The 5,428-nt window shown below is 73.1% G+C and carries 4 protein-coding genes and 1 pseudogene; 4 read left to right on the plus strand and 1 reads right to left on the minus strand.

The features are described 5' to 3' along the window. Positions 1-116 precede the first annotated feature (116 nt). Positions 117-1,490, minus strand: coding sequence for an MFS transporter (locus ABTY04_RS40125; protein ID WP_352218375.1), 1,374 nt, complete (start codon positions 1,488-1,490; stop codon positions 117-119). A 390-nt stretch (positions 1,491-1,880) separates the two neighbouring features. Between ABTY04_RS40125 and ABTY04_RS40130 the strand changes: the two genes are divergently transcribed. The 4 genes and pseudogenes from ABTY04_RS40130 to ABTY04_RS40145 form a co-directional block, all read left to right on the plus strand. Further along, complete coding sequence (locus tag ABTY04_RS40130; protein WP_352218376.1) at positions 1,881-2,789, plus strand: DUF3027 domain-containing protein; 909 nt, start codon at positions 1,881-1,883, stop codon at positions 2,787-2,789. A gap of 77 nt (positions 2,790-2,866) precedes the next feature. After that, the gene (locus ABTY04_RS40135) at positions 2,867-3,085 is read left to right on the plus strand and encodes an NfeD C-terminal domain-containing protein (protein WP_352218377.1); all 219 of its coding nucleotides are present in this window, start codon (positions 2,867-2,869) and stop codon (positions 3,083-3,085) included. 139 nt (positions 3,086-3,224) lie between these two features. Beyond that, entirely contained in the window at positions 3,225-4,715 is a 1,491-nt protein-coding gene (locus tag ABTY04_RS40140; protein ID WP_352218378.1) for an SPFH domain-containing protein, read from the plus strand. A gap of 239 nt (positions 4,716-4,954) precedes the next feature. Continuing rightward, positions 4,955-5,428, plus strand: a pseudogene (locus ABTY04_RS40145) (IS200/IS605 family accessory protein TnpB-related protein); the annotation flags it as partial.

Consider the following 5,428-nt stretch of genomic DNA (forward strand, 5'->3'; position numbering starts at 1 on the left):
CAAGGGTCGCTCTATCAGCCGGTGTATGAGCCAGGCGAGCGCCACCATGAGCGCGGTCACGCCCAGGACGAGGGGGACGGGCCGCACGCCCTGTTGCCGGGGCCCGCGCACCCCTCCTACGCCACTCGGGGGCGGGGGGAGCCCGAGTGGTGGTGGCGGGGGGAGGCGAGGAAGCCCCGGACGGCCATCGTCGTGCCCGCCGCGACGATGGCGGCGGCGACGGCCATGCCCAGCACGCCGTTCAGCGGCAGCGCGATGCCGATCGCGCCGCCCAGCACCCACGCCATCTGGAGCAGCGTCTCCGAACGGGCGAACGCCGACGTCCGTACCGCCTCCGGCACGTCCCGCTGGATCATCGCGTCCAGCGACAGCTTCGCCAGGGCCTGGCAGAACCCCGCCGTCGCCCCCAGCACCGCCATGAACAGCCCGCTGAAGAACACCGCCGCCAGGATCGCGACCCCCAGCGTCACCGACAGCACCGCCGCGATGATGGTCTCCGGCGCCCGCGCCCGCAGCCACGCGCCCACCGCCGTCCCGCACGCGTTCCCGAGGCCCGCCGAGACGCCAACGATGCCCAGTGACACCGCCGCGCTCTGCCCGGCGAGCGGATGCTCGCGCAGCAGGAACGCCAGGAAGAAGATCAGGAACCCGGACAGCGCGCGCATCGACGCGTTCGCCAGCAGACCGCACAGCACCGACGGGCTCACCGTGCGCAGCCCCGGCTTCTTCGAGTGCGGCTCGTGCGTGGACAGCCGGGCCCGCCGCTCGCCCTTGGCCTCGTCCACCTTGTGGGGCAGCGTGAACGCCGCGAACGTGCCCCAGACGAAGATGGCGCACGCGCCGTACAGCGGCCACGGCGGCCCGATGGTGTGCAGTCCCGCCGCGACCGGCGCCGCCGCCGCGGTGGCGAGCAGGCCCGCCAGCGTGACCCGGGAGTTCGCCTTGACGAGTGAGAACTTCGGCGGGAGCAGCCGTGGCACCACCGCACTGCGGACCACCCCGTACGCCTTGGACGCGACCAGCACGCCCAGCGCCGCCGGGTAGAGCTCCAGCCCGCCCGTGGCCACCGCGCCCGACATCATCACGGCGAGCAGCGCCCGGGCGAGCATGGCGCAGGCCATCGCGGCCCGCCGGCCGTGCGGCAGCCGGTCCAGCGCCGGGCCGATCACCGGGGCCAGCACGGTGAAGGGGGCCATGGTGATCGCCAGGTACAGCGCGACGCGGCCGCGTGCCTCGTCCGTGGGGACCGAGAAGAACACCGTCGAGGCCAGCGCCACCGTGATCATCACATCGCCGGCGCCGTTGATGGCGTGCAGCTCGATCAGCTTGCCGAGGCCCGATTCACCGGCCCCGTGCGCGTGCGTGACCCGCCGGATCCCGCGGGCCGTGCCGGTGAACGGCCGGTGCAGGGCACGCCCGACGGCCCGGCCGGCCCGCCTGGCCGGTCCCGAGCCGCCACGGGACGACCGTACGGGTGCCACACTCGACATAGTGCCCCACGGACCCCTTCGGGTCCCGTCCCGGCGCGTTACGGGCGCCCATCGGGTCGCCGTGGGCCGCTGTCCGGGCGTCGTCGCGGCGGTGCCGGGGCGGTGTCGGCGAGCGGGCTTGTCCGCGAATCGGACCTTGCATGTGGGCCCAAGGCGTCAGAGGAGGTAGCGTGCGTAGCGCGCCACCGGCGGTTGCTCTTGGCCGCGCGCCTCTTCGCGATCCCGCAGAATGGATGGCAGGTAGGTGTGCCCGAGGCCGATCGGGTGCGGACGTCGACGCGGCCCTCTGGTCCGCTCCGCCCGCACCACGTACGGACAGGACCGACGGGTCGTTCAGGACGACAGTACGGACGGCGCACTCGTGAGACGGCGTAGGAGAGAACGAGACCTGTGAGTGCTGCGACGACGCGAAGCCGTACCCCCGACCGCCTGTGCGCCGAGGCGGTAGACCTCGCCCGCACGGCGGCCGAGGAAGCCGCCGCTCCCGGAGTGGTGGGCGAGCACGTCTCCGCCGTGGCGGAGGGCGACCGGGTCGTCACTCACTTCTTCGAGTGCAAGGACCCCGGCTACCGGGGCTGGCGCTGGGCCGTCACCGTGACGCGCGCCTCCCGCGCCAAGAACGTCACCCTCGACGAAACGGTGCTGCTTCCCGGCGAGGACGCCCTCCTGGCCCCCGAGTGGGTGCCGTGGAGCGAGCGGCTGCGCCCGGGCGACATGGGCCCCGGCGACCTGCTGCCCACCGACGCCGAGGACCTGCGGCTGGAGCCGGGCTGGTCGGGCGAGGACGAGCCGCCGCCCAACTCGGCCGTCTCCGCCGAGATGGCGGAACTGGTCGAGGCCGAGGACGCCGACGTCACCGACCGCACGGTGGTGCCCGCACGGGGCTCCATCGCCTCGGTCGCCGAGGAACTCGGCATGCGGCGCGCCCGCGTCCTGTCCCGCTACGGGCTGCACACCGCCGCCGACCGCTGGGACGAGACCTTCGGCGCGAAGACGCCGATGGCGCAGGCCGCGCCCGCCTCCTGTGTCTCCTGCGGGTTCCTCGTCGCGATCGGCGGCTCGCTCGGCCAGGCCTTCGGCGTCTGCTCCAACGAGTTCGGCCCGGCCGACGGACACCTCGTCTCCCTGTCGTACGGCTGCGGCGGCCACTCGGAGGCCGCGGTCATGCCGAAGCCGCTGCGCCCGGCGCCGCCGGTGCTCGACTCGATGGCCTCGGACGAGTTCCCGCTGCGCCCGGCCCCCGACACGGGCTCGGTCCCCTCGACGGAACTCCCGGCCGAGGACCTCGGCCACTCGTAGCCACGGGCGCAGGCGCAGGCGCAGCAGCAGCCGTACGGCGGGGCGACGGCCCCGCCCCTGCGGCGTACCCTCGGCGCATGGGGGAAGACGACATGGTGGGGCTGGACGGCCGGGTGACCGGGACGGTGGGCCCCGGCCTGGTGGGCGAGGTCATCGTCCGTATCCGGGGCGGAGCCGAGCACTTCCTCGCCCACCCCGCGCACGGGACGGGCCGGCTGCCCGTCGGGACGGTGGTGACCGTCGTCGAGTACCTGCCGCCGCGCACGGTGTACGTGATGGCGGCGTACGACCACTGAGCCCCGTCGCCACCTGCGCGGATGTGCTTCGTATCAAGATTGCGACAAGACATCGCCGACGTCTTCTTAACGGCCCGGTGCAGGAGCACACTCGCCCTCGTCAGTGTCGAACGGCACTGCGACAAAGGGGGCGTTGCCGATGGCTGTCGGCGTCGTGGTGGGAATCGTTCTCGCCGCAATCGTGGCCTTGATCGGCCTGTTCAAACTCATGTGGCGGGTGGCCGAACCGAACGAGGCACTCGTCATCTCCGGCTCCACGCACAAGACCGAGGGCATCGGCGAGGGCATGGGGTTCCGGATCGTCACCGGGCGGGGAACCCTCGTGGTCCCCGGTGTGCAGGCGGTGCGGAAGCTGTCGCTGGACCTCAACGAGACCCAGCTGAACGTGGACTGCGTGACCCACCAGGGCATCCCGCTGCGGGTGAAGGGCGTCGTGATCTTCAAGATCGGCGACGACCTGGTGTCCATCGCGAACGCGGCACGCCGCTTCCTGGACCAGCAGAAGATGATGCCGGAGCGGGTGCACATCGTCTTCGCGGGCCATCTGCGGTCCATCGTGGGCGGATTGACGGTCGAGGACATGATCCGCGACCGGGAGAAGCTGACCGGCCAGACCCGGGCGGCCTGCGGCACGGAGATGGAGAAGCTCGGCCTGATCGTCGACTCCCTCCAGATCCACGAGATCGAGGACCCGACCGGCTACATCAAGAACCTGGCGATGCCGCACGCGGCCGCCGTCCAGCGGGACGCTCGCATCGCGCAGGCCGAGGCGAACCGGCTGGCGACCGAGGCCGAGCAGACCGCGTTCGCGCGGATGGCGGAGGCCACCCGCGACAGCGAGATCCTCCAGGCCGGCTACCAGGCCGAACGCGACAAGGCCGCCGCGACCGCCCGGCAGGCGGGCCCGCTCTCGGAAGCGGCGGCCCGGCAGGAGGTCGTCGTCCAGGAGACCCGGGTCGCCGAGCTCGAAGCGCACCGGCGCGAGCAGCAGCTCCAGGCGGACGTGCGCAAGCCCGCCGACGCGGCGGCGTACGAGACCCGCACCCGGGCCGAGGCCGAGCGCGACGCCCGCATCTCGGCGGCTCAGGCCAAGGCGAAGGAGACGGAGCTGGCGGCCGCGGCCGAGGCCACGCGCGTGACGACGGCGGCGACCGCCGACGCGGCGGCCACCGAGGCCCGCGGTGTGGCGGCTGCGAAGGCCACCCGGGCGACCGGTGAGGCCGAGGCCGCGGCCACCCAGGCGAAGGGCCTCGCGGTGGCGGCTTCGGCGAAGGCCAAGGGCCTCGCCGAAGCCGAAGCGATCAAGGCGAGGGCCGCCGCACTGGCCGAGAACCAGGAGGCGGTGGTCGCGCAGCAGCTCGCCGAGAACTGGCCGGCGATCGTGGAGGCGGGCGCCGGCGCCTTCGGGAACGTGGAGCACATGGTGCTGCTCAACGGGGCCGAGGGCATGTCGGAGATGTTCGCGAAGGCGCTGACCATGGGCGGCACGGGCCTCGGCCTGGCCCGCCAGCTGCTCGCGTCGATGTCCCAGCCGGCCGCCCCGGGGACCACCCCGGCCGCCACACCGGGCACCACCCCGGTGAACGGCAAGCCGGCGGCCGCGTCCCACCAGATCCCGATCGCGGAGTAACCCGCGCGGCGCGGGGCCGGGGGCTCTGCCCCCGGCCCACCCGGGAGGGTTGGAACTGCTGCCTGTTGACTGGGTTTGAGTGTGTTCTGGCGTGTGTGGGCGAGTGCCTCGTCCTCGTCTGTGGCCGTGGGTTGATACCGGGTGGGAATGGGGGTTCCTGCGTCGAATGGGTGACCTTTGCCGGTGGTGGTCGTTGGGTGTGGGGGCGGGTTGTCCGGTGTGCGAGGGGGCGCGAAGGGGTGGGCGGGCTGCGGGAGTTGTCGGCGCCGTTTGTCGCGCTCGGGCCCACCGGAGTCGCGGTGCGGACCCGGCTGAAGGACCTGACGCCGCGGGATGAGGAGGTGCTGGCCCTGGTCGGCGCGCACCTCGGCGCCCTCGCCTCGAAGGACCTCAGGACGCGGTGTGCTGACGGGCTGGAGCACTCCACCGGCACGTGGGCAGCGCGCAAACGTGAACTGACGCCGCTCTCGTCGTCGCGGTGGGCGGGGGCGATCACGAAGGCCACGCACGACCAGTGGGCACTGGCCCGGCGTGGCCAGGCAGCACACCTGAAGAGCCTCGAAGCAGGCGTCAGGACGATCACAGGCCGCCTGTCGCTGCCGGTCGGGGAGAAGGGCGGCAAGCGCGCCCCGGGCGGATACCGCAGCAGGCAGGAATGGTTCGCCAAGACCCGCCGCCTGCACGTGCTGGAAGACCGCCTCGCCCGCACGCGG

It is taken from the genome of Streptomyces sp. NPDC097981, from assembly GCF_040302565.1.
GTDB lineage: Bacteria > Actinomycetota > Actinomycetes > Streptomycetales > Streptomycetaceae > Streptomyces.